Origin of the sequence: Variovorax sp. Root473 (assembly GCF_001426505.1) — a bacterium.
GTDB lineage: Bacteria > Pseudomonadota > Gammaproteobacteria > Burkholderiales > Burkholderiaceae_C > Variovorax.
Window position 1 is genome coordinate 348,989 of the sequence record NZ_LMEV01000016.1, and the last position, 26,886, is coordinate 375,874.

Sequence of the window (26,886 nt, forward strand, 5' to 3'; positions counted from 1 at the left end):
TGGATGGGTTAGCGGGGCTTGAGCGTGAAAGGCAACGTGCCGTCGTGCAGCGCATCGGCCAGCGCGGCGCGGTGCTTGAGCACGGCGCGCTGGTTGATCGAGCCCTTGTCGGTCACTTCGCCCTTGTCGATCGACGGCGGCTCGGCCATGAGGTGCAGGCGCGCGATGCGGTTGGCGCTGCCGGTGGCGCCGGCCGCGAGCGTGTCGACCACCTGCTGGAAGTGCGCCTGCACCGGCGCGCTTTCGAGCATCTGCTGCATCGTGGCGTCGGCGCTCAGGCCGGCGAGTTGCCGCACCTTCTGCGTCGGGAAGATCAGCGCGCCGACTTCCTTCAGGTTGATGCCCGTGAGCACCGCGTCCTGCACATAGGGCGAGCCGGCCGCGATGATCTTCGCGCGCAGCGGGCCCACGCTCACGAAGGTGCCGGTGGCGAGCTTGAAGTCTTCGGCGATGCGGCCGTCGAAACGCAGGCCGCGGTGGATGTCGTCGTCGGCGATCCACCGCACCGCGTCGCCGGTCGAGAAGAAGCCTTCTTCGTCGAAGGCCTCGGCCGTGGCCCCGGGCGCGCGCCAGTAGCCCGGCGTGATGTTGGGGCCGCGGTAGCGCACCTCGGTCTTGCCGTCGACCTCGATCAGCTTGAGCTCGATGCCCGGCGCGGGCAGACCTACGTCGCCGGACTTCACGTCGGGGCCGGTCACGTACAGCGCGAAGGGGCCCGACTCGGTCATGCCCAGGCCGGTGCCCATGACGATGCGCTCGCCGACTTCCGCTTCCTGCGTGCGGTGCAGGCTGTCCCACACGGGCTGCGCAAGCGCGGCGCCCGAGTAGAAGAACATCTTCACGCGCGAGAGCAGGTTGCGGCGCAGCACCGCGTCGGTTTCCATCGCGTTCGCGATGGCCTCGAAGCCGGTGGGCACGTTGAAGTAGATGGTGGGCGCGATCTCGCGCAGGTTGCGCAGCGTCTCGGCCATGCCGGTGGGCGTGGGCTTGCCGTCGTCGATGTACAGCGTGCCGCCGTTGTCCAGCACGATGCCCACGTTGTGGTTGCCGCCGAAGGTGTGGTTCCAGGGCAACCAGTCGACCAGCACCGGTGGCTCGTCGCCCAGCGCGGGAATCGACTGGCGCAGCTGCTGCTGGTTGGCGCACCACATGCGGTGCGTGTTGATCACCGCCTTGGGCATCTTGGTGGAGCCCGAGGTGAAGAGGAACTTGGTGATGGTGTCGGGGCCGGTGGCCTGCATCGCCGCGTCGATGGCGGGCGTGGCCGGCGTGGCGGCGAGCACGTCGAAGCGCGTGGTGGCGCGGCCCGCGAGCGTGCCTTCGGCGAGCACGACCTCGGTGCCGGCGGGCACTGTGGCCTCGATGGCGCGGGCGAAGCGCGCCGCGTCAGAAGCGAACACCAGGCCGGGCGTGAGCGTGTCGAACACGTGGCGCAGCTTGTCGAAGTCCTGGCTCACGATCGAATAGGGCGGCGACACCGGGCAGTAGGGCACGCCCGCGTAGAGGCAGCCCAGCGCAAGCAGCGCGTGCTCGATGCCGTTCTCGCTGAGGATCGCGACCGGCCGCTCGGCGTTCAGGCCGCGATCGAGCAGGGCTTGTCCGATACCGCGCGCTTCTTCCAGCGCCTGCGCATAGCTCACGCGCAGCCAGTCGCCCGTGCGGCCATCCGGCAGGCGTTCGCGGCGCGCGATGAAGGTGCGCTCGGGCGCCAGCTGCGCCCAGTGTGCGAGCCGGTCGGTCATGCGCTCGCGGTAGGGCAGCAGCGGCGTTTCGGCCGTGAGGTAGCGCGTGCCGGGCACGCCATCGCGCAGCACCGCGCGCGTCACGCCGAAGGCCAGCGGGCGGTAGCGGACGGCGGTCATCCCTTGCTCACTTTCGCGCCGCGGCCTTCGAGGAAATCGCGCACGCGTTGCTTGGCCTCGGGCGCGGCCTGGACGATGCCCGACATCAGCGACTCGGTGAAGAAGCCGTGGTCGGCCGATTGCTCGGCGATGCGCGGCAGCGCATGCATCAGCGCGTAGTTGGTGAGCGGTGCGTTGGTGGCGATGCGCTTCGCAAGCTCGAAGGCCTTGTCGAAGGCGGTGCCCTCGTCGACCAGGTACTGCGCGAAGTTGGCGCGCTCGCCGTCCTCGGCGTTGTAGACGCGGCCGGTCATCATCATGTCGGTCATGCGCGCCACGCCGATCAGCTTGGGGATGCGCACCGAGCCGCCGCCGCCCACGAAGATGCCGCGCGAGCCTTCGGGCAGCGCATAGAAGGTGGAGCGGTCGGCCACGCGGATGTGGCAGGCCGTGGCCAGTTCGAGCCCGCCGCCGACCACCGCGCCGTGCAGCGCCGCCACCACCGGTACCGGGCCGTGCTGGATCAGGTCAAGCGCGCTGTGCCACAGGCGCGAGTGCTGCATGCCCTGGCCGGCATCGCGCTCCTTGAGTTCGCTCAGGTCCAGGCCGGCGCAAAAATGCGGGCCCTCGCCGTCGAGCACGGCCGCGCGCACGGTGGCGGGCAGCGTCTCGAAGGTGTCGCGCAGCGCGAGGATCAGGCCGTCGGACAGCGCGTTGCGCTTGGCGCCGCGCGTGAGACGAACGATGGCGACGTCGTCGCGGATGTCGAGGTGAAGGTCTGGATGGGTCATGAGGGTGTCCGGGGTTGCGTTGGATTATGGTTATGAGAAATAATCAATTCAAGGCATTGGAGCCTCCCGAATCCTAGGGATTTACCCGAACTGGAGACAACGACATGGACCCACGGAACCTGATTGCGATCGACATCCACACCCACGCTGAAGTGAGCTGCTGGAACCCTTTCGACAACTACGGCGAGGAATACGACCGCGCCGCCGACAAGTACTTCGGCTCGAGCGGGCGCCCCACCATCGCCGAGAGCGTGGCGTACTACCGTGAAAGGAAAATCGGGCTGGTGATGTTCATGGTCGACGCGGAGTCGAACATGGGCCGCCGGCGCATCCCGAACGAAGAGATCGCCGAGGCCGCGGCGCAGAACAGCGACATCATGATTGCCTTCGGCAGCATCGATCCGCACAAGGGAAAGATGGGCGCGCGCGAGGCGCGCCGGCTCATCGAGGAACACGGCGTGAAGGGCTTCAAGTTCCACCCGACGGTGCAGGGCTTTCATCCCTACGACCGCATGGCCTGGCCGATCTACGAGGTGATTGCCGAGTACAAGCTGCCGGCCATCTTCCACACCGGCCACAGCGGCATCGGCTCGGGCATGCGCTGCGGCGGCGGCCTGCGGCTCGAATACAGCAACCCGATGCACCTGGACGACGTGGCCATCGACTTTCCCGACATGCAGATCGTCATGGCCCACCCCAGCTTTCCCTGGCAGGACGAGGCGCTGAGCGTGGCCACGCACAAGCCGAACGTATGGATCGACCTGTCGGGCTGGAGCCCCAAGTACTTTCCGAAGCAGCTGGTGCAGTACGCCAACACGCTGCTGAAAGACCGCGTGCTATTCGGCAGCGACTACCCGCTGATCACGCCCGACCGCTGGATGCGCGACTTCGAGGCGGCCGGCTTCAAGCCCGAGGTGATGCCGGGCATCCTCAAGGACAACGCGGTGCGGCTGTTGAAGCTCGAGGCCCCTGCGGCCTGAGGTTCAGGAGGCGCGGCGCGCGGCGTGGTTCCGCTGCTGCGGCTCCCCGCGCATCCGATGCCGGTCTGATGCGGCCGGGAAGCTGGTCTCAGGGCGCCTTCGCGTCGCCCGGTTCATCTTCCCCGAGCCGGTCCCAGTCCTGGCCTGAGCGCCGCTTGCGTTCTTCGCGCTCGCGCGCCATCTGCTCCTCGAACTGCTGGCGGCCCGCCTTGTTGGCGGCGATCAGCTTGGCGCGGTCCTTGTAGTGCGGGTAGATCTCGTCGCTGAGCTTGAGGTTTCGCTGGCGAAAACGCATCGACGCCTCGCGCGCCTCGGCCGCCGGCCAGCCCAGCGCTTCCAGTGTCGAACGGCCGCTGCGCAGCGACGACTCGAACACCTCGCGCTCGACGTCCTGCACCCCGCGGTCGCGCAGCTGGAACATGTGCGTCACGTTGCGCGCGCGGGCCACGATGCGCGCCTGCGGAAAGTTCTCGCGCACCAGGTCGACGATGTCCAGCGACTGCTCGATGTCGTCCACCGCCACCACGATGGCGCGCGCCGTGCCGGCGCCCGCGGTGCGCAGCAGGTCGAGCCGCGTGGCGTCGCCGTAGAACACGCGAAAGCCGAACTGGCGCAGGCCCTCGACGGTGTCGGCGTCGTGATCGAGCACCGTCACCTGCAGACCCTGCGACATCAGCAGGCGCCCCACGATCTGGCCGTAGCGCCCGAAGCCGCAGATCAGCACCTTGGCGTCCTGCTGCTCCGAAATCTCTTCGAGCTGCGGTCCGCCCGTGTGGCTGTAGCGCGGCAGCACGAACTTGTCGAGCAGCACCAACAAGAGCGGCGACAGCAGCATCGACAGCGCCACCGCGCCGATCAGCAGCGAGGTGGTCTGCGGCGGCAGAACATCGGGCCCGGCGGCCTGGAACACCACGAAGGCGAACTCGCCGCCCTGCGCCAGCAGCAGCGTGAACACAGGCCGCTCCTGGTAGGCCAGGCCCATGGCCTTGGCCAACGCGTAGATCACGACCAGCTTGATCGCCAGGAAGCTCACCACCAGCAAGGCCATGACCCCCGGGTTGGCCAGCAGCACGCCGAAGTTGATCGACATGCCCACCGCGATGAAGAACAGCCCCAGCAGCAGGCCCTTGAAGGGCTCGATGTCGGTCTCGAGCTCGCGCCGGTATTCGCTTTCGGCCAGCAGCACGCCGGCCAGGAAGGCGCCCAGCGCCATCGACAGGCCGACGAACTGCATCAGCGCCGCGATGGCCACCACCAGCAGCAGCGCGGCGGCGGTGAAGATCTCGGGCGTGTCGCTGCGTGCGATCCAGCGCAGGATCGGGCGCAGCAGCAGCCGCCCGCCGAGGATGATGCCGGCGATCACGCCGACGATCTTCAGCGCCTCGAGCGCGCGGTCCAGCCCACTGATGGACTGTTCGGCCGCCGTGGCACCGGCCAGCAGCGGCAGCAGCGCAAGGATCGGGATCGCCGCCACGTCCTGGAACAGCAGGATCGAGAAGCCGGCCTGCCCGCTGGGCGTCTTCAGCAGGTTGCGTTCGCCGAACACCTGCAGTGCGATGGCGGTGGACGACAGCGCCAGCCCGAGCGCGGCCACCAGCGCTACGCGCCACGGCGCGCCCACGGCCCAGCCGATAGCGAACAACACCGCCGCGCAGCTGAGCACCTGCGCCGAACCCCAGCCGAAGATCGGGCGGCGCAGGGCCCACAGGCGCTTGGGCTCGAGTTCGAGGCCGACGAGAAACAGCATCAGCACCACGCCGAACTCGGCGAAGTGCAGCACGTCTTCCACACTGGACACGAGTCCCAGGCCCCAGGGCCCGATGGCGATGCCGGCCACGAGGTAGCCGATGATCGAACCCAGGCCCAGGGCCTTGGACAGCGGCACCACCAGCACGGCGGCGCTCAGGTAGATCAGGCTGCTGGTCAGCCAGGCGGGTGCGTGTTCCATGCTCAGGCCGCCTTGTGGTTCGTGGCGCCGCTGGCACCGTTCGCGACGGCCAGGCCGTGCGTCATCGCGCTGTGGAAGGCGCCGGCCACGACCTTGTTCACGTCGTCCGATTCGGCGGGTCGGTCGGTCTCGGGCACCGGGCAGGCGATGCAGGCATCGAGTTCGTCCATCTCGGGCCACACCGGGTAGCTTTCCAGGCGCTGCACGAAGACCTCGACGTGCGCGGCCACCTCGGCCTCGCTGGCGCGGCGCGCGCCGTGCAGCAGCAGCGGCGGCAGGAAGCGCATGCCGCACAGCGCGGCGGTCTGCTCGTAGGGCGGCAGGAAGGCGTCGAAGAAATAGCGGTTGTAGCTTTGCGGGTGGTAGCTCGGCTCGGGGCCGCCGGTGGTGGCGACCAGCCAGCAGTCCTTGCCCTGCAGGGCCGTGCCGCCGGGGCCGTAGGCCCAGCCGTAGCCCAGCACGTCGTCGATCCAGAGCTTCTGCAGCGGCGGCATCGAGTACCACTGGATCGGATGCAGCAGTACCACGAGGTCCGCGCGGGCCAGCCGCTCGCGTTCGACGTCGACGTCGATGGCGAAGTCGGGGTAGGTGCCGTAGAGATCGTTCGCGTCGATGCCCGGTACACGTTGCGCCGCGGCGAACAGCCGGCGGTTCACGCGCGAGTCGCGCCAGTGCGGGTGGGCCGCCAGCACATAGATGCTGCCGGGGTTCTCCGGGGATGTTGTTGTCGTCATGTGGCGAACATAACGCAGACGGCCCGCCGTCGCCGACGCGCAACCCGGGGCGACTACCATCCAGCCCTGTCCCAGTTCTGGAGGAGATCCTCATGCCGGTGGTTCTGGTCGCCAATCCCAAGGGTGGCGTGGGCAAGTCGACGATTGCAACGAACATCGCGGGCTATTTCGCGAGCCGCGGCCATGCCGTGATGCTCGGCGACGTGGACCGCCAGCAGTCCTCGCGGCTGTGGCTCGGCCTGCGCCCGCCGCAGGGCCGCCCCATCGCCACCNAAGCCACCGGCGACAGCACCGTGGTGCGCCCGCCGCGCGGCACCACGCATGCGGTGCTCGACACGCCGGCCGGCCTGCACGGCTGGCGCTTCAAGGAGGTGCTGGCGCTGGCCGACCGCGTGATCGTGCCGCTGCAGCCGAGCATCTTCGACATCTACGCCACGCGCGATTTCCTCGACCGCCTGATGGAAAGCCGTCGCGCCGAGAAGACCCGCATCGGCCTCGTCGGCATGCGCGTGAACGCCCGCACGCTGGCGGCCGACCGGCTGCACGAGTTCATTGCGAGCCTCGGCGTGCCTGTGCTGGGCGAGCTGCGCGACACGCAGAACTACGTGCAGCTGGCGGCGCGCGGGCTCACGCTGTTCGACATTGCGCCGGGCCGCGTGCAGCGCGACCTGGCGCAGTGGCAGCCGATCTGCGAATGGCTCGACGCCTGAGCGGCCCCCGGATCTCCCCGATTCCCGGTTGTCGCAAGTCCGACAGCCAGCCTTGTGCCCTTGGTACCAGAATGCCCCGCATGACCAAAAAGACATTCCAGACCCTTCAGGATCTCGCCGCCTGCGTCGGCCAGGAAGTCGCCGTGAGCGACTGGATTGCCGTGACCCAGCAGCAGGTGAACCAGTTCGCCGAAGCGACGGGCGACCACCAGTGGATCCACGTTGATGTGGAGCGGGCCAGGTCCGGCCCCTTCGGCGCGCCGATTGCGCACGGGTTTCTCACGCTGTCACTGCTGCCGAAGTTCTTCGAGACGGCCATCGACGTGGTCGAGTCGCGCATGGGCGTGAATTACGGCCTGAACCGCGTGCGCTTCATGTCGCCGGTGCCCGTGGGCCAGCGCCTGCGCGCGCGCATGAAGCTGCTGAGCGCCGAGCCGATTCCCAATGACGGCCTGCAGATGACCTGGGAAACCACGATCGAGCTCGAAGGCGCCGCCAAGCCGGCGTGTGTCGCCGAGTCGGTGGTGCGCCGTTTTCCCTGAGCGAGTTTTTCTTCTTCTCTTCTTCTCTTTACATGCGGCGGTCGGTGACCTCGCCGTAGGTGGCCGCGCCCTGGCGGGTGATGCCGACGGCGCTCGCGCGCACCACGGCGCGGTCGACGTTGCCCGAGGTCGGGCGGGCCACGCCGGTGCCGCCGTTGCTGATCTGCAGCGGCTGCATGGCTTGCGCCTGGACCTGGGCGCGCGTCAGCGACGACTGGAAGGGCGCGGGCGGCAGTGGGTTCTGCTCGCCCTGGAAGGCATGGGCGCCGCCACCGAAGGCGAGGGCGGCGAGCGTGACGAGGCGCAGGGTGGTGGTGTGCATGGCGAAACTCCTTGGCAGTGAGCATTGAGGGGACGGATGCCGGTGCGAATCACCGACATGCCTTCTCATACGCTGCGCAGCGCCGATCGGATGTGCCCCTGCCGCGCGAAGGGCGAACGGCCGTCAGCCGAAACCGTTCTGCCGCCAGGCCTCGAACACCGTGACGGCCACCGCGTTCGACAGATTCAGGCTGCGTTGGCCAGCACGCATCGGCAATCGCAGCCGCTGTGGCTCGGCAAAGCCGTCGCGGATCGACGGCGGCAAGCCAGCGGTTTCCGAGCCGAACACCAGCCAGTCGCCGGGCTGGAAGCGCACGTCGTGCACGGCGCGGGTGCCGCGCGTGGTCAGCGCGAACATGCGGTCGGCCGGCGGCTGCTGCGTGGCCAGCAATGCGGCCCAGTCGGCGTGGCGCTTGAGTTCGGCGTACTCGTGGTAATCGAGCCCGGCGCGGCGCAGCAGGCGATCGTCCATCGAAAAGCCGAGCGGCTCCACCAGGTGCAGCGTGCAGCCGGTGTTGGCCGCGAGCCGGATCACGTTGCCGGTGTTCGGCGGAATTTCGGGGTGGACCAGGACGATATGGAACATGTGCCGATTGTCGCGGGCGCCGCTGGCGGGTTCAGCGGGGCGGATCGGTCCGCGCGAGCACGACGCCGGTGATGTGCGTCGCGCCCGCCAGGCGCAAGGTGGCGGCCGCGGCGAACAGCGAGGCGCCGCTGGTCATCACGTCGTCCACCAGCACCACGCGCCGTCCCTGGAGGTCCGCGACGCGCAGCGGCTCCACGGCGAAAGCCCCGCGCAGGTTGCGCAGGCGGTCGACGCGCGGCAGGCCGCTCTGCGCGGGCGTGTCGCGCGTGCGCAGCAGCAGGGTGGCGTCGGTTTTGGCCGGTGCCAGCCGGCGCGCAAGCTCGTGCGCCTGGTTGAAGCCGCGCTCGGCCAGCCGCCCGGGCGCCAGCGGCATCGGCAACACGAAGTCGCACTGCTCCAGCGCCGGCTCCACCCAGGGCGCGCTGCGCAACAGGGTGGCCAGCGGACCGGCCCAGCCCGCCTCGCCGCGGAATTTGAACTGCGCGATGCAATCGGGCCACGGCCAGGCATACGTGCAGGCCGCGAGGCAGGCATCGAGCGGTGGCGGGTGCTTGATGCATTCGCCGCAGCGGACCACGCCCTCGGGCATCGGCAGGGCGCAGCTCCCGCAGCGCGCGGTCGGTGGCGCAAAGCGTGCCACGCAGGCGTCGCACACGCGCTGCGCGGGCCAGGCGCGGCAGACCTCGCACTGGCTGGGCAGCCGGGCGAGCAGCGAGGTGAAAGGCCTCAGGGCCCGGCGGTTGTGCATGCCTCAATATACTCACGGCCCCATGGCCACCGACCCCGCAAGACGCCCGCCGACCATCGATTCCACGGCGGCCGACCGCTGGCGCCGGCTCGCGCCCGCCGAGGGCTCGCCCTGGCTGCACGAGGAAATCGGCCGCCGGATGGAAGACCGGCTGCAATGGATCAAGGCCCAGCCGCGCACCTGGGCCGACTGGTCGCCGCTGCGCGGCGGCCTTGAGGCGCACGCGCTGCTGGCCCGCCGCTACCGCGACGCCGAAGCCTTCGTCATCGAACCCGAGCCCGCGCTGGCCGAACGGACCGGCGAAGCGCTGACCGCGCCCTGGTGGAGCGCGCGCCGCTGGCAGGGCGGCAAGGCGCGCTTCGACGCGCCGCCCGAAGACGGCGTCGACCTGCTCTGGGCCAACATGTCGCTGCACATGGCAGCCGACCCCGAGGCGCTCATCGCGCAGTGGCATCGACTGGTGGCGACCAACGGCTTCCTGATGTTTTCCTGCCTCGGCCCGGACACCGTGCGTGAGCTGCGGGCCCTGCACGCCCGGCTTGGCTGGCCCGCCGCCGGCCATGAATACACCGACATGCATGACTGGGGCGACATGCTCGTGCACGCCGGTTTCGCCGAGCCCGTGATGGACATGGAGCGCATCGTGCTCACCTGGGCCACCCCCGAGGCCGCGCTGGCCGAGCTGCGCACCCTGGGGCGCAACCTGCATCCGGCACGTTTCGCCGCACTGCGCGGCAAGGCCTGGCACCGTTCGCTCAAGCAGGCCCTGCCCGCGCTGGCACCGGCCCCGGAAGGCGAGGGCCGCATCGCGTTGACCTTCGAGGTCATCTACGGGCACGCCTTCAAGCCGACGCCGCGCGTCGCGCTGTCGCCCGAGAGCGCGGTCTCGCTGCGCGAGATGCGATCGATGCTCCAGCGCGGCCGCCCTGGCGCCTGAGCGACGCGGCAGCCCTCATTCGGTGCGCGAGGGGCACGCTCTACCCGCTACAATCCGCCGTTGCGTGAAACTCGCGGGTATTCTCCCGCGATCGAGGGGTGTCGGATCCTGTTTGTACGAGGGGTTTGGCCACCATCGACGCACCGATTTGCTGAACTCGCCCGTGTCGAATTCCGTGTTTCGTTTTGCCACCGTCTCAGGCCAGAACATCCACTGGTTCCTGAAACGAAATTGCTCGGTGACGCCGAGCCAGCTGGGCTGGCTCTACGCCTCGCTGTGCGTGGTATCTCTGGGAACGGGCATGGTGTTCTGGCTGCACGGTGCGCCGCTGGTACTGCCATTCGCCTGGCTCGAACTGGCCGCGGTGGGCTTTGCGTTCATGATGTACGCGCGGCATGCCACCGATGGCGAACGGATCGCGCTGCAAGGCGGGCGCCTCGTCGTAGAGCTCGAGAACGGTGGGCACTACGAACGCACGGAATTTCTTCCGCACCAGGTGCGGATCGAACCGCAGACCGGCGATCGTTCGCTGATCGAGGTCTCGGGGCAGGGTCGATCGGTCAGGGTGGGGCGCTATGTACGCCCGGAGTTGCGAGCCGCACTGGCCCGCGAGATTCGCATGGCGTTGCGTGGCGCCTGAGGGGGCTCGCGCGGTGCTGCACGGTTGGGTTTGTCGAAAAATTGAAGAAACGTGAACACGATGAAGAGCATTTGGCGCAATAAGTACAGGCCGGCGAATCTGTTGCTGGCGGCCGGCGCGGCGTTCAGCAACGCGGCGCACGCAGTCAACGATCTGCCCGGCGGCCCTGCGGTGCGCCAGCTGAATCTCCCGGTCGGCGTGACCAAGATCGCGCAGGAGCAGCATCTGCTCCACACGATCATGATGATCATCTGCACGGTCATCTTCGTCGCCGTGTTCGCGGTGATGTTCTATTCCATCTGGAAGCACCGCAAGTCGGTGGGCCACAAGGCCGCCAACTTCCATGAATCGGTGGTGGTCGAGGTCATCTGGACCATCGTTCCCTTCCTCATCGTGATCGTGATGGCGTTGCCCGCCACCAAGGTGCTCGTGGCCCAGAAGGACACCACGAACGCCGACCTCACGATCAAGACCACGGGCTACCAGTGGAAGTGGGGCTACGACTACCTGAATGGCGAAGGCGAGGGCCTGGCCTTCATCTCCACGCTCGACAGCTCGCAGCGCGCCATGTCCGACGCCGGTGCGAAGGGCGCCATGCCCGACGACTACCTGCTCAAGGTCGACAACCCGATGGTTGTGCCGGTGCAGAAGAAGGTCCGCATCATTACCACCGCGAACGACGTGATCCACGCCTTCGCCGTGCCGCAGCTGGGCCTCAAGCAGGACGCCATTCCCGGCTTCGTGCGCGATACCTGGTTCCGCGCCGAGACCGTGGGCGACTACTACGGCCAGTGCCAGGAACTGTGCGGCAAGGAACACGCCTACATGCCGATCCACGTGAAGGTGCTGTCGGCAGCCGACTACACCGCCTGGGTCGCCACCAAGCGCAAGGAAGCCGCCGCCAAGCTCGACGACCCGACCAAGGTCTGGACGCTGCCCGACATGCTGGCACGCGGCGAGAAGGTCTATGCCGCCAACTGCGCGGCCTGCCACCAGGCCAACGGCAAGGGCGCAGGTCCGATCAAGCCGCTCGATGGCGCAGCCAAGGTGACCGATCCTGACCACAAGGTGCAACTGCTGGTGTTGCTCAACGGCCAGAACAACGGTGCCATGCCTTCCTGGAAACAGCTGAGCGACACCGACCTCGCGGCCGTGGCGACGTACACGAAGAACAGCTGGTCGAACAAGACGGGCCAGCTGGTGCAACCGGCTGAAGTGCTGGCCCTGCGCGGCAAGTGATCCGACGGCGCACCGCGAAGAAGAAATTGCAAGGAACAACGACATGAGCGCAGTCCTCGACCCCCATGGTCACGCCCCAGGCGGCCACGCACACGACGAACATCACGACCACCACGCGCCCACCGGCTGGCGCCGTTGGGTGTTCGCGACCAACCACAAGGACATCGGCACGCTCTACCTGCTGTTCAGCTTCACGATGCTGATGATCGGCGGCGTGCTCGCCCTGCTGATTCGCGCCGAGCTGTTCCAGCCCGGCCTGCAGATGGTGAACCCCGAGCTGTTCAACCAGTTCACCACCATGCACGGCCTGATCATGGTGTTCGGCGCGATCATGCCGGCCTTCGTGGGCTTCGCAAACTGGATGATCCCGTTGCAGATCGGTGCATCCGATATGGCGTTCGCGCGCATGAACAACTTCAGCTTCTGGCTGCTGATTCCGGCGGCCATCATGCTGGCGGGTTCGTTCTTCATGCCTGGCGGCGCACCCGCAGCTGGCTGGACGCTGTACGCCCCGCTCACGCTGCAGATGGGCCCCTCGATGGACGCCGGCATCTTCGCGATGCACATCATGGGCGCCTCGTCGATCATGGGCTCGATCAACATCATCGTCACCATCCTGAACATGCGCGCCCCCGGCATGACGCTGATGAAGATGCCGATGTTCTGCTGGACCTGGCTCATCACCGCTTACCTGCTGATCGCCGTGATGCCCGTGCTCGCCGGCGCCATCACGATGACGCTGACCGACCGCCACTTCGGCACCAGCTTCTTCAATCCTGCCGGCGGCGGTGACCCGGTGATGTACCAGCACATCTTCTGGTTCTTCGGCCACCCCGAGGTCTACATCATGATTTTGCCGGCCTTCGGCATCATCAGCCAGGTGGTCCCGGCCTTCGCCCGCAAGAAGCTCTTCGGCTATGCCTCGATGGTGTACGCGACCTCGTCGATCGCCATCCTGTCGTTCATCGTGTGGGCCCACCACATGTTCACGACCGGCATGCCGCTCACCGGCCAGCTGTTCTTCATGTACGCGACCATGCTGATCGCCGTGCCCACGGCCGTGAAGATCTTCAACTGGATTGCCACCATGTGGCAGGGCTCGATGACCTTCGAGACGCCCATGTTGTTCGCAGTCGGCTTCATCTTCGTGTTCACGATGGGCGGCTTCACCGGCCTGATCCTCGCGGTCGCACCCATCGACACGCAGTTGCAGGACACGTATTACGTGGTGGCCCACTTCCACTACGTGCTGGTGGCCGGCTCGCTGTTTGCCATGTTCTCGGGCTTCTACTACTGGGCGCCCAAGTGGACCGGCGTGATGTACAACGAAACGCGCGGCAAGGTCCACTTCTGGTGGTCGCTGATCTCGTTCAACGTCACCTTCTTCCCCATGCACTTCCTGGGCCTGGCCGGCATGCCGCGTCGCTACGCCGACTACCCCATGCAGTTCGCCGACTTCAACGCCATCGCCTCGGTGGGTGCGTTCTTCTTCGGTTTCGCGCAGCTCTACTTCTTCCTGTTCATCGTGCTGCCTTCGATGCGCGGCAAGGGTGAAGCAGCGCCTCAGAAGCCCTGGGAAGCGGCCGAAGGTCTCGAGTGGGAAGTGCCGTCGCCGGCCCCGTTCCATACCTTCGAGAACCCGCCCAAGCTCGACGCGACCGCCACCAAGGTGATCGGCTGATCACCCGCGCACGCCGGACAAGCACAACGACCGCACGACGATGACGACGCCTGAGCAAAGAAAGAACAACCGACGCATGGGGCTCACGCTGGCCTCCATCGCGGTGATCTTCTTCATCGGCTTCATCGTCCGCATGGTCTGGTTCAGCGGGCGCTGACCGCGCCGCATCGCAACCCCCGAACGGAAGCAACAGCATGAGCCTCGGCCAACGCATCCGCCGCGCCAACGTCCGCATGGTCGGCAAGCTGGCCGTCGTGACCTGCGGCATGTTCGCCTTCGGTTATGCGCTGGTGCCGATGTACCGCGCGATCTGCGAAATGACCGGCATCAACATCCTCGCGCTCTCCGAACTGCAAGTGCCGGGCGGCGCGAGCGGCGCCAAGAACGTGCGCGTTCCGGATAACACGCAGGTCGACATGACCCGCACGATCAAGGTCGAGTTCGACTCCAACGTGCGCGGTGGCTTGTGGGACTTCAAGCCGGCCGAGCGCTTCATCGAAGTGCATCCGGGTCAGCTGAACACGGTGATGTACGAGTTCCAGAACACGCAGAACCGCCGTATGGCCGCGCAGGCCATTCCGAGCTATGCACCGCAGCAGGCCGCGGCGCATTTCAACAAGCTTGAGTGCTTCTGCTTCAACCAGTACACGCTCGACGCGGGCGAGAAGAAGCAGTGGCCGGTCGCCTTCGTGATCGATCCGAAGATCTCGAAGGACGTCAAGACCATCACGCTGTCGTACACCTTCTTCGAGGTGGGCGGCAAGACGCCTCCGGCCCCGGTGGCCGCCGTTTCGCATGCTGTCGCCGATGAGCCGCGCTCGTGACCTCGCCGTTGCCGCCCGAAGCCCCGCGCCGCAAGCCCACGCTGTGGGACACGATGAAGGCGGTGGGCTGGTCATTCTTCGGGGTGCGCCGCAACAGCGCCTACAAAGAAGACCTGGGCAAGCTCAATCCGCTACACGTCATCGTGGTGGCGTTTGCCGCAGTGATCGTCTTCGTGGTCGGGCTGGTGCTGCTGGTGCGGCATGTGGTCGCGGCCGCGTGAGCGGCGCCTGCTGAGCCGAAGACAAGAAAACCACGATCTCCAGAATCATTGAATCGAGAGAAGAAAGAAAGCCAGGAGCTGATATGAGTTCAACCACCCACGGCACCACGCCCTACTACTTCGTGCCCGGACCCTCGGCCTACCCGGTCGTGTCCGCGATCGGCTTGTTCTTCGTGATCCTCGGCGCGGCGCAATGGATCAACAGCCACCAGTGGGGCGCCTGGTCGCTGCTGCTGGGCATGGTGATCTGGCTCGGCACGCTCTTCGTGTGGTTCCGCGCTGCCGTCGGCGAGAGCGAGAGCGGCCAGTACGGCCACAAGATCGACCTTTCGTACCGCTGGAGCATGAGCTGGTTCATCTTCTCGGAAGTGATGTTCTTCGGCGCCTTCTTCACCGCGCTGTGGTGGGCCCGTACCCATGCGCTGCCGACGCTCGGCAGCCTGGACAACGCGATCCTGTGGCCCGACTTCAAGGCCGTGTGGCCCAGCGTCGCGGCCGGTGTGACCGGTTCGCCCGCCGGCATCATCGAGCCCTTCCAGACCGTCGGCCCGTTCTGGCTGCCGACCATCAACACCGCGCTGCTGCTGAGCTCGGGCGTGACGCTGACCATCGCCCACCACGCGCTGCGCGCCGACCACCGTGCACAGTGCATCCGCTTCATGTGGCTCACCGTGCTGCTGGGCGTGATCTTCCTGGGCGTGCAGGGCTACGAGTACTTCCATCTGTACACCGAACTGAACCTCAAGCTCAGCTCGGGCACCTACGGTTCGACCTTCTTCATGCTGACCGGCTTCCACGGCCTGCACGTGTTCATCGGCATGCTGATGCTGCTGTTCATCACGCTGCGCCTGCAAAAAGGCCACTTCACCGCCGAGCGCCATTTCGGTTTCGAAGGCGCCGCCTGGTACTGGCACTTCGTGGACGTGGTCTGGCTGGGCCTGTACGTGCTGGTCTATTGGCTTTGAGCGAAGACCCTCACGGCATTCCAGAAAAAAGGCGCCGTAAGGCGCCTTTTTCATGGTTCTCGTGGAACGAGCACCATCTGTTACTTCCCGAGCGGGAGCCCGGTGGGCTGGATGTAGCCGAGTTTCCAGGCCAGCAGCATGCACAGGAACAAAAAGACCGACAGGCCGATCCGAAAGGTGAGGGCGCGGGCCATGCCGCCGCGCTTGTTCTGCCCGTCGCGACCGTCCTTCAGCATGAAGTAGAGCGCGAAAGCGAGGCTCGCGAAGATGCCCAGAAAGATCAGGGCGACGAAATATTTCATGATCCGCATTATCGGCCGCATGCCCCGTCCGCTCCAGTGACCCCCGCGCCTCCCGAGCCCCTTGTTTCCTCTGTCACGCCGCGCCGCCGCGCAGACCGGGGCCGTTTCCTGATCGTCACGCTGGCGGCTGTGCTGGCACTGGGGGCGACGGTGTCGCTGGGCCGCTGGCAGCTTTCGCGCGCTGCGCAGAAAGAGGCGCTGCAGGCCCGCATCGACGCGCAGAAGCAAAAACCCCCGCTGTCGCAGGCGGAGTTCCTGGCGCTGGGGGAGGCGGCCGGCGAACTGCACCGTCCGGTGCAGCTGCGCGGCCTGTGGCTCACGGCGCAGACGGTCTACCTGGACAACCGCCAGATGCACGGCACGCCGGGCTTCTACGTGCTGACGCCCTTCGCGCTCGAAGGCAGCGAGCAGACCGTGATGGTCCAGCGCGGCTGGGTGCAGCGCAATTTCGTCGACCGCACGCAGCTCGGCGTGGTCGAGACGCCGCCCGGCATCGTCGAGCTCACGGCGCTGATCGAGCCGCCGCCGAGCCATCTGTTCGAACTCGGCGCGAAGGCGGCGCCGGCGCCCGCTGCATCGGCCGCCGCGCCGGCCCCCGCCGCGTCAGGCCCCACTGCTCCGGCACCGGGCATTCAGGGGTCTTCCCCCATCCGGCAAAATCTCGACTTGGAGGCATTCCGCGCCGAGACCCAGCTGCCGCTGCGCACCGACGTGTCGCTGCAGCAGAGCGGGCCGGCGTCCGAGGGCCTGCAGCGCGACTGGCCGGCCCCGGCGTTGGGCCTGGAGAGGCACTACGGTTACGCATTCCAGTGGTTCGGCCTTTCGGCCCTCGTTGTCATCCTCTATGTCTGGTTCCAATTCATCTCCCCCTTCCGGCGCGCGCGGCGCCGCGCACGCGATGGCCGCGGCCTCTGACGAGCCGCTGGGCCTGACCGTGCACTCGATGCCGTCGCCGCGCCAGGCGCTCGACGAGGCCGAAAGCCGCCGCACGGTCCACGGGCGCTGGAAGATGATCGCCGTGCTGCTGATGTGCGCAGCGCCCGTGATCGCCTCGTACTTCACCTACTACGTGATCCGCCCCGAGGGCCGCAGCGTGTACGGCGAGCTGATCGACCCGCAGCGCGAGATGCCCCGCCTCACGGCAACCGACCGCAGCGGCGCGCCGGTCGAGCTGGCCACGCTCAAGGGGCAGTGGCTGCTGGTGGCGGTGGCCGACGCGGCCTGCGACGCGCTGTGCGAGCAGCAGCTGTACCTGCAGCGCCAGTTGCGCGAGAGCCTGGGTCGCGAGAAAGATCGCCTCGACCGCGTGTGGCTCGTGAGCGATGCGGCGCCCGTGCCCGAGCGCCTGACCAACGGCCTGCACGGTGCGACCGTGCTGCGCGTGCCGGCCGACCAACTGGCCCGCTGGCTTGCGCCCGTGCAGGGCCACGCGCTGGCCGAGCACCTCTACGTGGTCGATCCGATGGGCAACTGGATGATGCGTTTCCCGGCCCGCATGGACGCCGCCGGCGCGAGCCGCGCCAAGCGCGACATCGACCGCCTGCTGCGCGCTTCGTCCTCGTGGGACGAAGCAGGCCGCTGAGCCCGGCACGAACGAAGACCGCCCCATGGACACGCGCTCCCTCTACGACCTCACGCCGATCGCCTGGATGATGGCCGCTGGCGTGCTGCTCGCGCTCGGCCCGCTGGCCTGGGTGTGGCGCCGCAACGCCGGCTCCGGCCCTGCGCGGCGGCTGCACGCGCTGACCGTGCTCACGCTGTTCCTCACCTTCGACCTCACGCTGTTCGGCGCCTTCACGCGGCTCACCGATTCGGGCCTGGGCTGCCCCGACTGGCCCGGCTGCTACGGCAACGCCAGCCCGGCCGGCGCGCGCCACGAGATCGCCATGGCGCAGGCGGCCCAGCCGACCGGCCCGGTGACGCACAGCAAGGCGTGGATCGAGATGGTCCACCGCTACCTCGCGACCGGCGTCGGGGTGCTGATCCTCACGCTGGCCGGAGCCACCTGGATCGTGCGCCGCCGCCAGCGGCGCCAGCCCGCACCACCGGTCGACAGCGCGCACCACCACGTCGTGCTCAGCGCCTGGTGGCCCGCGGCCACGCTGGTCTGGGTCTGTCTGCAGGGCGCCTTCGGCGCCATGACTGTCACCTGGAAGCTGTTCCCCGCCATCGTCACGATGCACCTCATGGGCGCCATCGTGCTGCTCGCGCTGCTGTGCATCCAGGCCGTGCGCTACCGCCAGGTGGCGGCGCAGCGCCTGCCCACGGCCGTGTCGCCGGCGCTGCGCAACGGGCTGATCGCCACGGCGGTGCTGCTGGTGCTGCAGATCGCGCTCGGCGGCTGGGTCAGCACCAATTACGCGGTGCTGGCCTGCACGCAGTTCCCCACCTGCCAGGGCAGCTGGTGGCCGCCGATGAATTTCGCGCAGGGCTTCGAGATCTGGCGCCACCTCGGCGTGACCGCCGACGGCCAGCCGCTCGATTTTTCCGCCCTCACCGCCATCCACTACGCGCACCGCCTCATGGCGTACGCCGTGTTCGTGGCGCTCGGCCTGCTGGCCTGGCGCCTGCGTCGCATCGACGCACTGCGTGCGCAGGCGCACTGGCTGGCCGGCCTGGCGCTGTTGCAGCTGGCCACGGGCCTGGGCAACGTGCTGCTAGGCTGGCCGCTGGCCGCCGCCGTGCTCCACACCGGCGGCGCCGCGGCGCTGGCCGTGGTCCTGACCTGGGCGCTGTGCGAGAGCCGCCGCGAAAGCGTCGCTGCAGCGCCGATTCCGCGCGCCGCCGACAATGCGCGCGGCACCCCCAACCCGAAGAAAGCCACCGCGTGAGCACCCCGATTCCTGTTCAGCACGCCAGCACCGCCAACGTGCTGCGCCAGTTCTACGCGCTCACCAAGCCGCGCGTGGTGCAGCTGATCGTGTTCTGTGCGCTCATTGGCATGGTGCTGGCCGTGCCCGGCCTGCCGTCGTGGGCCGATGTGCAGCGCGGCGTGCTGGCCTGCCTGGGCATCTGGCTCGTGGCCGGTGCGGCCGCGGCGTTCAACTGCCTGGTCGAGAAGGGCATCGACGCCAAGATGAAGCGCACCGCCTGGCGCCCCACGGCGCGCGGGCAGCTCAGCGACCTGCAGGCGCTGGTGTTCTCGGCGCTGCTGTGCGCGGCCGGCTCGGCGCTGCTGTGGTTCACGGTCAATCCGCTGACCATGTGGCTCACCTTCGCCACCTTCGTCGGCTATGCGGTGATCTACACGGTCATCCTGAAGCCGCTGACGCCGCAGAACATCGTGATCGGCGGAGCTTCCGGCGCCATGCCGCCGGTGCTGGGCTGGGCCGCGATGACGGGCGACGTCGGCCCCGAGGCGCTGATCCTGTTCCTCATCATCTTCCTGTGGACCCCGCCGCACTTCTGGGCGCTGGCGCTGTACCGCGTCGAGGACTACCGCAAGGCCGGCCTGCCGATGCTGCCCGTGACGCACGGCAACGAGTTCACGCGGCTGCAGGTGCTGCTGTACACCTTCATCCTGTTCGCCGCCTGCCTGATGCCCTTCATCTACGGCATGAGCGGCTGGCTCTATCTCGCGGTCGCGATCGGCGTGAGCATCGGCTTCACCGGCTATGCCTTCGCGCTGTGGCGCAACTACTCCGACACGCTGGCGCGCAAGACCTTCCGGTTTTCGCTCATCCACCTGAGCGTGCTGTTCGCGGCGCTGCTCATCGACCATTACCTCCGCTGACCGGACCGTCTGCCCATGAACAAGCGCAATGCCCTGAAATCGATCGCCGCCACGGCCGGCTGGGTGGCCGCCTCGGCCACGCTGGGCCTGGGCCTGTCGGCCTGCAGCGAGCAGCAGCCGAAGCAGAGCTTCCAGGCGGTCGACATCACGGGCGCCGACTACGCCAAGGACTTCTCGCTCACCGACGCCGACGGCAAGGTGCGCACGCTGGCCGACTTCAAGGGCAAGGCGGTCGTGCTGTTCTTCGGCTACGTGCAGTGCCCCGACGTCTGCCCGACCACCATGACCGAGATGGCGCAGGTCAAGCAGCAGCTGGGCGCCGACGGCAGCAAGCTGCAGGTGCTGTTCGTCACCGTCGATCCGGCGCGCGACACGCCCGAGGTGCTCAAGGCCTACATGGGCGCGTTCGACCCGAGCTTCGTGGCCCTCATTCCCACGCCCGAGCAGCTGGCCGCCGTCGCGAAAGACTTCAAGGTCTATTACAAGAAGGTCGATGGCAAGACGCCGACCAGCTACGCCATGGACCACTCGGCCGCCAGCTACATCTACGACCCGCAAGGCCGCCTGCGGCTCTACGCGCGCTACGGCGCGGGCGTGCCGGCGATGGTGTCGGACCTGAAGACGCTGCTCGCCTCCTGAGCCGGGCGCCCACGACATGGACGTCGCCTCGGCCGCGCACCTGAAATCGCGCAAGGGCGCGTTCCGCATTGCGCTCATTCCGCCCGAGGTGCTCGGCGCGCTGAACGGCGGGCTGCTCGAGACCGTCAACCTCAACGAATTCCTCGCGCTCGAACTGCCGCTGCTCGCACGCAGCGTGGCGGGCCATGTCGGCCTCGACGCGGCGCACGAACGGCTGGACGACACGCTCGCCATGCTGGCCGCCTTCAAGCCCATGCAGCGCCACAGCCACATCGCGCGGGCGCTGTACGACATGACGGCCGAACACGCCGAACGCGATGCCGTGGCGCACCGGCTGGCCACGCACGCGAGCGACGTCGCACGCTGCTGGGCGGTGCAATGGATCACGCTGTCGGATCTGCCGCTCGCAGAGCAGCTCGTCGCCGTGCGCCGCTTCGCCGCCGACTCGCACTTCGGCGTGCGCGAGTTCGCCTGGATGGCGGTGCGCGACAGCGTCATCGATTCGCTCGACGAGGCGCTGGCCCTGCTGCAGTCCTGGGTGACCGATGCCGACCCGAACGTGCGCCGCTTCGCCAGCGAACTCACGCGTCCGCGTGGCGTGTGGTGCGCGCAGATCGAGGCGCTGAAGACCGAGCCCTGGCTGGCGCTGCCGCTGCTGGAGCCGCTGCGCGCCGACGGCCACCGCTATGTGCAGAACTCGGTGGCCAACTGGCTCAATGACGCGAGCAAGACCCAGCCCGAGTGGGTCGAGACGCTGTGCACGCGCTGGGTGGCCGAATCGCCGACCGTCGAGACGCGCTACATCGCGAAGCGAGCGCTGCGCACGTTGACCAAGTCGACACCCTGATGTCCTGAACGCAAAAAAGCCCGGCGCTGCCGGGCTTTTTCGTGGAGGAGGGCAGTCGTGACGCTTACGCGTACTCGGCCAGCGCCTTCTTCATCTTCTTCATCGCCGCCACTTCGATCTGGCGGATGCGCTCGGCGCTCACGCCGTACACCGCGGCCAGGTCGTGCAGCGTCATGCCGCCCGAGCCGTCGTCGTTCACCTTGAGCCAGCGCTCTTCGACGATGCGGCGGCTGCGGTCGTCCAGCGCCTCCAGGGCGGTGGCGATGCCATCGCTCGACAGGCGGTCGCGCTGCTGCGATTCGAGCAGGGCGGTCGGTTCCTGCGTGGCATCGGCCAGGTAGGCGATGGGGCCGAAGCCTTCGTCGCCGTCATCGGACGGACCCGGATCGAGCAGCACGTCACCGCCCGACAGGCGGGTTTCCATCTCGAGCACTTCCTCGGGCTTCACGTTCAGGCGCGTGGCCATCTGCGAGACCTCATCGGGGCTCAGCGTTTCGCGGTGCGTGCCGTTGTCGGCCGCGGCCGAGTCGGCCTTGAAACCCTGCTTCATCGAACGCAGATTGAAGAACAGCTTGCGCTGGGCCTTGGTCGTCGCGACCTTGACCATGCGCCAGTTCTTCAGGATGTACTCGTGGATCTCGGCCTTGATCCAGTGCATGGCGTAGCTCACCAGCCGCACGCCCTGGTCGGGGTCGAAGCGCTTCACGGCCTTCATGAGGCCGACGTTGCCTTCCTGGATCAGGTCGCCGTGCGGCAGCCCGTAGCCCAGGTACTGGCGGGAAATGGAGACGACCAGGCGCAGGTGCGACAGGATGAGCGCACCAGCGGCTTCGAGGTCATTCTGGTCGCGCAACTTGCGTGCGAAGCCCTGCTCTTCTTCGAGCGTGAGCAGCGGCAGGCGGTTGGCGGCCGAAATGTAGGCATCCAGGTTGCCCAGCGGGGGGACCATCGACCATGGGTTGGCGACGGCCAGCTGGTTGGCAGAGACTCCAGACAGCGTTGTCATCAGGGGAAACTCCTTTGTGTTGGCCATATTAGCACTCGGTTAGAGGGAGTGCTAAGCCAAGGGTTCCCTTGCTTTTCTATCGTTGCGATAGCTTTTGTCGCGATTTGTTGGATATTTGTAGGCCGTTTGACGTTTTTCAAGCCTTGAACGCCTGCCTGAGCAGCCACTCCTGAAACGCCAGGATACGCGGGTCCCGGGCGCTGCCTTCCGGGTAAACCAAGTGGTAGGCGTAGCCCGCCGTCATGGGAACGCCGATGTCGAACAGCCGCACCAGACGGCCCTGCGCGAGGTCGGCGGCGATCATGTCCAGGTCGGCCAGGCCGACCATGCCGCTCTCGGTGACGGCGCGCACCACGTCGCTGGAGTCGACGAAACCGATGCAGCGGCTGTCGTCGAACCCTTCGATGCCGGCCGCGGCCATCCACATCGGCCAGTTCGGCCAGACCATGCCGTCGGTCTTCCAGTCGACGTAGCACAGCGTGTGCTGGAACAGGTCGCGCGGCGTTGCCAGCGGAGGTCCGCTGGCAAGGAGCCTGGGGCTGCAGACCGGCACGATCACGGTGTCGAACAACCGCTGCGAACGTGTGCCCGCGTCGCGACCGGTGCCGAAGCGGATCGCCACGTCGATGTCGTCGGCGTCAAAGTCTCGCAGCGTGTCGGAAATGTCGAAACCCAGTTCCAGCCCTGGGTTCGTGGCCCGGAACTGCGGCAGCCGGGGCAGCAGCCAGTTGGTCGCGAAGCGGGCGCTGGTCGACAGGCGCAGCGTCGCCACCCCGCGCGCCATGCGCCGGGCGCGGCCGGCGGCGCGGCGCAGGGTGTCGAGCGCCTCGGCGGTGGCCTCGAACCACACGGCGCCGGCCGACGTGAGGCGGATGCTGCGGCTGGTGCGCGTGAACAGCATCACGCCGAGTTGCTCCTCGATCTCCTTGATCTGGTGGCTCACGGCCGCCGGCGTCAGCCCCACCTCTTCGGCGGCCTCGGCGAGGCGTCGATCTGGAACCTGGCCTTCTGGAACGGCGAGGCGGTGGTGTGGCCGGAGGCCGACATCCTCGTCGGTACCACGATGGGCATCGTGCGGCGGCAGCTCGATCGCGTCGGCGTCCCGCAGCGCAGCCAGGTGCTGCGGCTGGCCGACCTGCCTGGGCTGGCCGGCGCCGTGGTCATGAACTCGTGGACGCCGGGCGTGGCGGTGCACCGCATCGGCGACGTGGCCTTGCCGCCAGCACCGGCTTTCGTGGAACTGCTGCACCGGGCGTATGCGGCCGAGCCGCTCGTGTCGCCTTGAACGAGCCCTCGTGTGCGGACGCGGCGCACCCTGCCTCCCGAGCGCGCCGCGTGGCCGGGCCCGCCGGCTACCAGCGGATGCCGAGCTTGACGAACAGCTTCGACAGCACGAACAGCGGGCCGACCCAGAGGTACTGGAGGTCCTCGAAGAACGACGGCTTCTTGCCTTCGATCTTGTGGCCGACGAACTGGAAGATCCACGCCACCACGAAGATCGCCGCCGACACCGGCGCCACCGCGGCGCCCATCGCATGCACCGCCACCAGCGCCAGCACCGTGAGCGCCAGCATGGTGATGAGAAAGGCCGGCGAGCGCAGCAGGGCGTAGTACACGAGGCTGGCCGCCACGAAAGCGTAGGCCACCCACGGGTGGATCGCGAACAGCAGCCCGACGATACTCAGCATGATCGCGGGAATGGCCACGAAGTGGATCAACTCGTTGGTCGGATGGCGGTGGCTCTCCTCGTAATGGGCGAGCAGGCGGTCGACCTTGCGCTCGCTGGTGGCGAGCGGGGCGGCGGCGGTGTGGGTCATGGCGGGTCTCCGGGGCGCCGTGCGTTGCGGCAGGACTTCCATGGTGCCCACGGCGCGGCACCATGGCAAGTAGCGCTGTCCCGGCGCCATGACTTAGGGCACTGTCGCGCCGGACCTGCGCCGCTAAGATCAAATCCGTGGCCTCTTTCGACTCCCCCTCCGTACCCCCGCCGCCCACCACCGACACCGGTGCGCCTGTCGGCGTGTCCGGCGCGATCCTGGTGGTGGACGACCACGACCTGCTGCGCCTGGGCGTGAGCGCGCTGGTGCAGGCGCAGGCCGCCACCTCGGGTGCGCGCATTTCGGTGTTCGAGGCCGGCAACATCGCCGATGCGCTCGCGCTCTACGCGGCTCATGAGGCCGCCATCGGCCTCGTGCTGCTCGACCTCGCGCTGCCCGACACGCACGGGCTCAGCGGCCTGGCCGAATTCCGCCTGCGGTTTCCAGCGGCGCGCGTCGTGGTGCTCTCGGGCACCGCCAACAGCACGCTGGCGCAGGGCGCGCTCGCACTCGGGGCCAGCGCCTTCTTGCCGAAGTCCGCCGACCTGAAGGAAATGGTGGGCTTCATCCGCGCCTGCGGCCTGTTCGAGGCCGACGGCACGCCGCCGCAGCCGTTGCCGCCGGCGGCGCTGCCCAAGTCGCTCTCGGGCTATGCGGAGTTCGCGCACGCCAGCGCCTGGCAGGAACTCACGCCGCGCCAGATGCAGGTGCTGCAGTGGGTGCTCGAAGGCAAGGCGAACAAGGAGATCGCGCAACTGGCCAACCTGAGCGAGGGCACGGTGAAGAACCATGTCTCAACCATCCTCCTGCTGTTCGGCATGCGCTCGCGCGCCCAGCTGATCAGCATGCTGCGTTGAGCGGCGCCACGCTGGCGGGCCGCGGCGACGCCGCCGCCGGCCAGCTGCTGAGCCAGCGCGTGCTGCGCGAGCACGTCGGCTCGGTCTACGACACCTACGGCATTTCCACGCTGACCCATCTGGGCTTCGTGATCGTGTTCGGCTGCATCATCTATTCGCAGCTCGACGACGCGCGCCTGCTGTTCTGGATGGCGGCGCTGGTGGCGGTCGATATCTACGTGTTCTTCACGCCGCGCTGGACGCCCGCCCGCCCGGCCTCGGAGAGCCCGTACTGGGCGCGCAAGATTTCGCGCATGGTCACGCTGGTGAGCATGATCACGGCGGTGGTGCCCTGGTTCATCGTGCCGCACGAGAACATGCCCATGACCTCGCTGCTGATGGCCGTGATCGTCGGCAGCTGCGCGCGCGCCGCGCAGTCGCTGTGGCCGCTCAAGCCCGCGCTGTTCGGCTACACGCTGCCCATGTCGCTGGGCATGATCATCGCGCTGGCCTGGCAGGGCGACGGCCTGCATCTGTTCCTGGCCGCGGCCGGCTCGGCTTACCTCCTGCTCACGCTGCACGCCGGCGTGCGCCAGCACCGGCTGCTGACCGACTCGCTCATGTTGCGTTTCGAGAACGAGGCGCTGGCTGCGCGCCTGGGCGAGCAGATCGCCGCCACCGAGCGCGCCAGCGAAGAAAAAACCCGCTTCCTCGGCGCCGCCAGCCACGACCTGCGCCAGCCCCTGCACGCCATCGCGCTGTTCGGCGCCGCGCTCGAGAACGAACTGCGCGGCCGCCCCGAGAGCCGCAATGCCGAGCGGCTGATGCGCGCCGTGAACGCGCTGGGTGCATCGCTGGACACCATGCTCGATGTGTCCCGGCTCGACGCCGGCGTCATCACGCCGTCGCCGCAACCGGTCGAACTCGATGCGCTGTTCCTGCCGCTCAACCACACCTTCTCGGCGCAGGCGGAGCAAAAGCAGCTGCAGCTGCGCGTGCGCGCCAGCGGCCTGTGGGTGCGCAGCGATCCGCAGCTGCTGCACCGCATGCTGTCCAACCTGATGGACAACGCCCTCAAGTACACGGTGCAGGGCGGCGTGACCGTGACGGCGCGCGACCGCGGCGACACCGTGTGGATCGAGGTGCGCGACACCGGCATCGGCATCGCGCCCGAGCAGTCGCACCGCATCTTCGAAGAGTTCTACCAAATCGATAACCCGGGCCGCGACCGTGCGCGCGGCCTGGGCATCGGCCTGTCGATCGTGCGGCGCCTGTCGCGGCTTCTGGGCCATCCGGTGCAGATGCATTCGCGTCCGGGCCGGGGCACGCACTTCCGCGTCGTGCTGCCGACCGTGCCGCCGCAGGTCAGTGCGCTCGTGGGGCCGTTCCCGGCCGGCAGCGCCGAACTGTCCGTGCGCCGCCGCGCCGCCACGCTGCCCGGCCGCGTGCTGCTGATGGACGACGAACTCGAAATCCGCGAAGCCATGACCGATCTGCTGCGCTCGCACGCGATCGACGCGCACGCCGTCGCCGACGAAGCCGCTGCGTCCGATGCGCTGCACCAGGCCCGCGCCGAGGGTCGGCCCTTCGGGCTGCTGATGTGCGACTACCGCTTGGCCGACGGGGTCGACGGCCTCGACGTGGGCCTGCGCCTGAGCCGACACCTGGGCACCGAGCTGCCGCTGCTGCTCATCACCGGCGAGACCTCGCCCGACCGCCTGCAGCGCGTGCGCGAGTCGGGCGTGCCCGTGCTGTTCAAGCCCGTGGCACCCGATGCGCTGCTGCAGGCCATGGCGGGGCTCGCGACGGCGCCGTAGCGTCCCGTACACAGCTTGCGGTCGAAAGTGAATACGTTGTAGTTCATTGCGTGCCGATCGATTCGGATAGGCACACATGCAATGACTTTTGGCACTGCCGGGAACACTGGCCCCGTCGTAATTTCGGGTTTCCACGGCGTCGACGGACTGCGGTCCGCGTTGCCCCCGAACAAGAATCGAC

At 68.0% G+C, this 26,886-nt stretch carries 29 protein-coding genes and 3 pseudogenes; 21 read left to right on the plus strand and 11 right to left on the minus strand.

The window, feature by feature from the left end:
• Window positions 1–8 precede the first annotated feature (8 nt).
• Window positions 9–1,862 (minus strand): feruloyl-CoA synthase, encoded by a 1,854-nt coding sequence (locus tag ASD34_RS12935; RefSeq protein ID WP_056577932.1) that lies wholly within the window; start codon window positions 1,860–1,862, stop codon window positions 9–11.
• Window positions 1,859–2,632, minus strand: coding sequence for a crotonase/enoyl-CoA hydratase family protein (locus ASD34_RS12940; RefSeq protein WP_056577934.1), 774 nt, complete (start codon window positions 2,630–2,632; stop codon window positions 1,859–1,861). The genes ASD34_RS12935 and ASD34_RS12940 overlap by 4 nt, the downstream gene beginning before the upstream one ends.
• A gap of 104 nt (window positions 2,633–2,736) precedes the next feature.
• Here ASD34_RS12940 and ASD34_RS12945 point away from each other — a divergent pair, with 104 nt between their 5' ends.
• Window positions 2,737–3,612: an amidohydrolase family protein gene (locus ASD34_RS12945; RefSeq protein ID WP_056577935.1), complete on the plus strand. Its 876-nt coding sequence runs from the start codon at window positions 2,737–2,739 to the stop codon at window positions 3,610–3,612.
• A gap of 88 nt (window positions 3,613–3,700) precedes the next feature.
• Here the strand turns inward: ASD34_RS12945 and kefC are convergent, their stop codons facing one another.
• Complete coding sequence (gene kefC / locus ASD34_RS12950) at window positions 3,701–5,560, minus strand: glutathione-regulated potassium-efflux system protein KefC (protein ID WP_056577937.1); 1,860 nt, start codon at window positions 5,558–5,560, stop codon at window positions 3,701–3,703.
• A 2-nt stretch (window positions 5,561–5,562) separates the two neighbouring features.
• Window positions 5,563–6,294 (minus strand): NAD(P)H-dependent oxidoreductase, encoded by a 732-nt coding sequence (locus tag ASD34_RS12955; protein WP_056577939.1) that lies wholly within the window; start codon window positions 6,292–6,294, stop codon window positions 5,563–5,565.
• 92 nt (window positions 6,295–6,386) lie between these two features.
• On the opposite strand from ASD34_RS12955, the gene ASD34_RS28180 reads away from it, so the two are divergent.
• From ASD34_RS28180 to ASD34_RS12965, 3 genes and pseudogenes are all read left to right on the plus strand, one after another.
• Window positions 6,387–6,566, plus strand: a 180-nt coding sequence (locus ASD34_RS28180; protein ID WP_235510053.1) for a ParA family protein, incomplete at its 3' end; no start/stop codon positions are given.
• A 1-nt stretch (window position 6,567) separates the two neighbouring features.
• Window positions 6,568–7,004, plus strand: a pseudogene (locus tag ASD34_RS12960) (ParA family protein); the annotation flags it as partial.
• 71 nt (window positions 7,005–7,075) lie between these two features.
• On the plus strand, window positions 7,076–7,546 hold the full coding sequence (locus tag ASD34_RS12965) for a MaoC family dehydratase (protein ID WP_056577943.1): 471 nt from the start codon (window positions 7,076–7,078) through the stop codon (window positions 7,544–7,546).
• 28 nt (window positions 7,547–7,574) lie between these two features.
• Here ASD34_RS12965 and ASD34_RS12970 read toward each other — a convergent pair whose 3' ends face one another.
• The 3 genes from ASD34_RS12970 to ASD34_RS12980 all read right to left on the minus strand — a co-directional run bounded on the left by ASD34_RS12970 (window position 7,575) and on the right by ASD34_RS12980 (window position 9,201).
• Complete coding sequence (locus ASD34_RS12970; protein WP_056577944.1) at window positions 7,575–7,868, minus strand: DUF4148 domain-containing protein; 294 nt, start codon at window positions 7,866–7,868, stop codon at window positions 7,575–7,577.
• 123 nt (window positions 7,869–7,991) lie between these two features.
• Window positions 7,992–8,453, minus strand: a complete 462-nt coding sequence (gene trmL / locus ASD34_RS12975) for a tRNA (uridine(34)/cytosine(34)/5-carboxymethylaminomethyluridine(34)-2'-O)-methyltransferase TrmL (RefSeq protein ID WP_056577946.1) — start codon at window positions 8,451–8,453, stop codon at window positions 7,992–7,994.
• A gap of 31 nt (window positions 8,454–8,484) precedes the next feature.
• The gene (locus ASD34_RS12980) at window positions 8,485–9,201 is read right to left on the minus strand and encodes a ComF family protein (RefSeq protein WP_056577948.1); all 717 of its coding nucleotides are present in this window, start codon (window positions 9,199–9,201) and stop codon (window positions 8,485–8,487) included.
• A gap of 22 nt (window positions 9,202–9,223) precedes the next feature.
• Here ASD34_RS12980 and ASD34_RS12985 point away from each other — a divergent pair, with 22 nt between their 5' ends.
• The 8 genes from ASD34_RS12985 (at window position 9,224) to ASD34_RS13015 (ending at window position 15,708) form a co-directional block, all read left to right on the plus strand.
• Window positions 9,224–10,138, plus strand: coding sequence for a class I SAM-dependent methyltransferase (locus ASD34_RS12985; protein ID WP_056577950.1), 915 nt, complete (start codon window positions 9,224–9,226; stop codon window positions 10,136–10,138).
• Between the two features lie 163 nt (window positions 10,139–10,301).
• A complete protein-coding gene (locus ASD34_RS12990) occupies window positions 10,302–10,778 on the plus strand; it encodes a DUF2244 domain-containing protein (RefSeq protein ID WP_056578078.1) in 477 nt (158 codons plus the stop codon).
• Between the two features lie 60 nt (window positions 10,779–10,838).
• On the plus strand, window positions 10,839–12,017 hold the full coding sequence (gene coxB, locus ASD34_RS12995) for a cytochrome c oxidase subunit II (RefSeq protein WP_056578080.1): 1,179 nt from the start codon (window positions 10,839–10,841) through the stop codon (window positions 12,015–12,017).
• Between the two features lie 43 nt (window positions 12,018–12,060).
• Window positions 12,061–13,698 (plus strand): cytochrome c oxidase subunit I, encoded by a 1,638-nt coding sequence (gene ctaD / locus ASD34_RS13000; protein ID WP_056577952.1) that lies wholly within the window; start codon window positions 12,061–12,063, stop codon window positions 13,696–13,698.
• Window positions 13,699–13,738: 40 nt separating this feature from the next.
• Entirely contained in the window at window positions 13,739–13,855 is a 117-nt protein-coding gene (locus ASD34_RS28185) for a cytochrome oxidase small assembly protein (RefSeq protein ID WP_217493469.1), read from the plus strand.
• 37 nt (window positions 13,856–13,892) lie between these two features.
• Window positions 13,893–14,522, plus strand: a complete 630-nt coding sequence (locus ASD34_RS13005) for a cytochrome c oxidase assembly protein (RefSeq protein WP_056577955.1) — start codon at window positions 13,893–13,895, stop codon at window positions 14,520–14,522.
• A 53-nt stretch (window positions 14,523–14,575) separates the two neighbouring features.
• Window positions 14,576–14,743 carry a DUF2970 domain-containing protein gene (locus ASD34_RS13010; RefSeq protein WP_082818316.1) on the plus strand — a complete coding sequence of 56 codons (168 nt, stop codon included), beginning with the start codon at window positions 14,576–14,578 and terminating at the stop codon, window positions 14,741–14,743.
• An 83-nt stretch (window positions 14,744–14,826) separates the two neighbouring features.
• Window positions 14,827–15,708, plus strand: a complete 882-nt coding sequence (locus tag ASD34_RS13015; RefSeq protein ID WP_056577959.1) for a cytochrome c oxidase subunit 3 — start codon at window positions 14,827–14,829, stop codon at window positions 15,706–15,708.
• A gap of 80 nt (window positions 15,709–15,788) precedes the next feature.
• Here the strand turns inward: ASD34_RS13015 and ASD34_RS13020 are convergent, their stop codons facing one another.
• Window positions 15,789–16,019, minus strand: coding sequence for a twin transmembrane helix small protein (locus ASD34_RS13020; protein ID WP_056577961.1), 231 nt, complete (start codon window positions 16,017–16,019; stop codon window positions 15,789–15,791).
• Window positions 16,020–16,046: 27 nt separating this feature from the next.
• Between ASD34_RS13020 and ASD34_RS13025 the strand changes: the two genes are divergently transcribed.
• From ASD34_RS13025 to ASD34_RS13050, 6 genes are read left to right on the plus strand one after another with little or no spacing between them, the layout of a single operon-like run.
• On the plus strand, window positions 16,047–16,925 hold the full coding sequence (locus ASD34_RS13025) for an SURF1 family protein (protein WP_056577963.1): 879 nt from the start codon (window positions 16,047–16,049) through the stop codon (window positions 16,923–16,925).
• Window positions 16,909–17,592, plus strand: coding sequence for a hypothetical protein (locus ASD34_RS13030; RefSeq protein WP_056577965.1), 684 nt, complete (start codon window positions 16,909–16,911; stop codon window positions 17,590–17,592). The genes ASD34_RS13025 and ASD34_RS13030 overlap by 17 nt, the downstream gene beginning before the upstream one ends.
• A gap of 25 nt (window positions 17,593–17,617) precedes the next feature.
• Window positions 17,618–18,841 (plus strand): COX15/CtaA family protein, encoded by a 1,224-nt coding sequence (locus tag ASD34_RS13035; RefSeq protein ID WP_056577967.1) that lies wholly within the window; start codon window positions 17,618–17,620, stop codon window positions 18,839–18,841.
• Complete coding sequence (gene cyoE / locus ASD34_RS13040; protein ID WP_056577969.1) at window positions 18,838–19,743, plus strand: heme o synthase; 906 nt, start codon at window positions 18,838–18,840, stop codon at window positions 19,741–19,743. Before ASD34_RS13035 ends, cyoE begins: the two co-directional genes overlap by 4 nt.
• A 15-nt stretch (window positions 19,744–19,758) precedes the next feature.
• Entirely contained in the window at window positions 19,759–20,382 is a 624-nt protein-coding gene (locus tag ASD34_RS13045) for an SCO family protein (RefSeq protein ID WP_082548645.1), read from the plus strand.
• 16 nt (window positions 20,383–20,398) lie between these two features.
• Complete coding sequence (locus tag ASD34_RS13050) at window positions 20,399–21,229, plus strand: DNA alkylation repair protein (protein WP_056577973.1); 831 nt, start codon at window positions 20,399–20,401, stop codon at window positions 21,227–21,229.
• A 64-nt stretch (window positions 21,230–21,293) separates the two neighbouring features.
• Here ASD34_RS13050 and rpoH read toward each other — a convergent pair whose 3' ends face one another.
• Window positions 21,294–22,235, minus strand: coding sequence for an RNA polymerase sigma factor RpoH (gene rpoH, locus ASD34_RS13055; RefSeq protein WP_056577975.1), 942 nt, complete (start codon window positions 22,233–22,235; stop codon window positions 21,294–21,296).
• Window positions 22,236–22,371: 136 nt separating this feature from the next.
• Window positions 22,372–23,211: pseudogene (locus ASD34_RS28190) on the minus strand (LysR substrate-binding domain-containing protein); the annotation flags it as partial.
• Between ASD34_RS28190 and ASD34_RS28195 the strand changes: the two are divergent.
• Window positions 23,206–23,520 (plus strand): annotated as a pseudogene (locus ASD34_RS28195) (aminotransferase class IV); the annotation flags it as partial. The pseudogenes ASD34_RS28190 and ASD34_RS28195 overlap by 6 nt on opposite strands.
• 67 nt (window positions 23,521–23,587) lie before the next feature.
• Here the strand turns inward: ASD34_RS28195 and ASD34_RS13070 are convergent.
• Window positions 23,588–24,052 (minus strand): DUF962 domain-containing protein, encoded by a 465-nt coding sequence (locus tag ASD34_RS13070; protein WP_056577977.1) that lies wholly within the window; start codon window positions 24,050–24,052, stop codon window positions 23,588–23,590.
• A 137-nt stretch (window positions 24,053–24,189) separates the two neighbouring features.
• Between ASD34_RS13070 and ASD34_RS13075 the strand changes: the two genes are divergently transcribed.
• Both ASD34_RS13075 and ASD34_RS13080 read left to right on the plus strand, forming a co-directional pair.
• The gene (locus tag ASD34_RS13075) at window positions 24,190–24,909 is read left to right on the plus strand and encodes a response regulator transcription factor (protein WP_056577979.1); all 720 of its coding nucleotides are present in this window, start codon (window positions 24,190–24,192) and stop codon (window positions 24,907–24,909) included.
• Entirely contained in the window at window positions 24,906–26,705 is a 1,800-nt protein-coding gene (locus ASD34_RS13080) for a hybrid sensor histidine kinase/response regulator (RefSeq protein WP_235510054.1), read from the plus strand. The genes ASD34_RS13075 and ASD34_RS13080 overlap by 4 nt, the downstream gene beginning before the upstream one ends.
• Window positions 26,706–26,886: the final 181 nt, after the last annotated feature.

Excerpts from the sequence above, each read along its gene's own strand:
- ASD34_RS12980 (WP_056577948.1), bottom strand. The coding sequence starts at position 9,201 with ATGCACAACCGCCGGGCCCTGAGGCCTTTCACCTCGCTGCTCGCCCGG.
- ASD34_RS13035 (WP_056577967.1), top strand. The coding sequence starts at position 17,618 with ATGGACACGCGCTCCCTCTACGACCTCACGCCGATCGCCTGGATGATG.
- ASD34_RS13005 (WP_056577955.1), top strand. The coding sequence starts at position 13,893 with ATGAGCCTCGGCCAACGCATCCGCCGCGCCAACGTCCGCATGGTCGGC.
- ASD34_RS12945 (WP_056577935.1), top strand. The coding sequence starts at position 2,737 with ATGGACCCACGGAACCTGATTGCGATCGACATCCACACCCACGCTGAA.
- ASD34_RS13045 (WP_082548645.1), top strand. The coding sequence starts at position 19,759 with ATGAACAAGCGCAATGCCCTGAAATCGATCGCCGCCACGGCCGGCTGG.
- ASD34_RS12985 (WP_056577950.1), top strand. The coding sequence starts at position 9,224 with ATGGCCACCGACCCCGCAAGACGCCCGCCGACCATCGATTCCACGGCG.
- ASD34_RS13070 (WP_056577977.1), bottom strand. The coding sequence starts at position 24,052 with ATGACCCACACCGCCGCCGCCCCGCTCGCCACCAGCGAGCGCAAGGTC.
- ASD34_RS12935 (WP_056577932.1), bottom strand. The coding sequence starts at position 1,862 with ATGACCGCCGTCCGCTACCGCCCGCTGGCCTTCGGCGTGACGCGCGCG.
- ctaD (WP_056577952.1), top strand. The coding sequence starts at position 12,061 with ATGAGCGCAGTCCTCGACCCCCATGGTCACGCCCCAGGCGGCCACGCA.
- ASD34_RS12940 (WP_056577934.1), bottom strand. The coding sequence starts at position 2,632 with ATGACCCATCCAGACCTTCACCTCGACATCCGCGACGACGTCGCCATC.
- coxB (WP_056578080.1), top strand. The coding sequence starts at position 10,839 with ATGAAGAGCATTTGGCGCAATAAGTACAGGCCGGCGAATCTGTTGCTG.
- ASD34_RS13010 (WP_082818316.1), top strand. The coding sequence starts at position 14,576 with ATGAAGGCGGTGGGCTGGTCATTCTTCGGGGTGCGCCGCAACAGCGCC.
- trmL (WP_056577946.1), bottom strand. The coding sequence starts at position 8,453 with ATGTTCCATATCGTCCTGGTCCACCCCGAAATTCCGCCGAACACCGGC.
- ASD34_RS13050 (WP_056577973.1), top strand. The coding sequence starts at position 20,399 with ATGGACGTCGCCTCGGCCGCGCACCTGAAATCGCGCAAGGGCGCGTTC.
- ASD34_RS13020 (WP_056577961.1), bottom strand. The coding sequence starts at position 16,019 with ATGCGGATCATGAAATATTTCGTCGCCCTGATCTTTCTGGGCATCTTC.
- ASD34_RS28185 (WP_217493469.1), top strand. The coding sequence starts at position 13,739 with ATGACGACGCCTGAGCAAAGAAAGAACAACCGACGCATGGGGCTCACG.
- ASD34_RS12955 (WP_056577939.1), bottom strand. The coding sequence starts at position 6,294 with ATGACGACAACAACATCCCCGGAGAACCCCGGCAGCATCTATGTGCTG.
- ASD34_RS12965 (WP_056577943.1), top strand. The coding sequence starts at position 7,076 with ATGCCCCGCATGACCAAAAAGACATTCCAGACCCTTCAGGATCTCGCC.
- ASD34_RS12970 (WP_056577944.1), bottom strand. The coding sequence starts at position 7,868 with ATGCACACCACCACCCTGCGCCTCGTCACGCTCGCCGCCCTCGCCTTC.
- ASD34_RS13030 (WP_056577965.1), top strand. The coding sequence starts at position 16,909 with ATGGCCGCGGCCTCTGACGAGCCGCTGGGCCTGACCGTGCACTCGATG.
- ASD34_RS13015 (WP_056577959.1), top strand. The coding sequence starts at position 14,827 with ATGAGTTCAACCACCCACGGCACCACGCCCTACTACTTCGTGCCCGGA.
- rpoH (WP_056577975.1), bottom strand. The coding sequence starts at position 22,235 with ATGACAACGCTGTCTGGAGTCTCTGCCAACCAGCTGGCCGTCGCCAAC.
- kefC (WP_056577937.1), bottom strand. The coding sequence starts at position 5,560 with ATGGAACACGCACCCGCCTGGCTGACCAGCAGCCTGATCTACCTGAGC.